The organism is Rhizobium sp. SVR5-9E, from assembly GCF_056755095.1.
In genome coordinates this window covers 1-357 of the sequence record NZ_JBNDHS010000284.1, presented here as the reverse complement: position 1 = coordinate 357, position 357 = coordinate 1, and the positions used below count along the sequence as shown (strand labels likewise).

Here is a 357-nt window from a genome sequence, read left to right as displayed (position 1 = left end):
TGTGTATAAGAGACAGGATTAAGCGGATCAACGCCGTGTTGACGCTCATCAGTGCAGCCCCCCCAAAACCCTGCGCTATGCGCGCAAGCGTGAGAGTATGCAGCGAATCAGAAAGGGCACAGAAAAGTGAAGTAAAGGTGAACACCAGCAGGCCACATTGATACACCCGTCGGTAACCGAACATATCGCCCAGGAAAGAGAACGAGAGCAGTGAAACCACGATCGCTATCTGGTAGGCATTGACTATCCATATAGAACTGGCAGGGGAGGCATGCAGGTCGCTGGCAATGGTTGGCAGGGCAACGTTAGCGATTGCACCGTCAAGGACGGCCATTGAAATACCGATAACAATCGTGG

Annotated in this window: 1 protein-coding gene; it reads right to left on the bottom strand. The window is 52.4% G+C overall.

What is annotated here, in order from left to right; translation table 11 throughout:
• Window positions 1-357 (bottom strand): MFS transporter (locus ACPYOJ_RS34810; protein ID WP_481420297.1); only part of this gene is annotated, 357 nt, incomplete at both ends.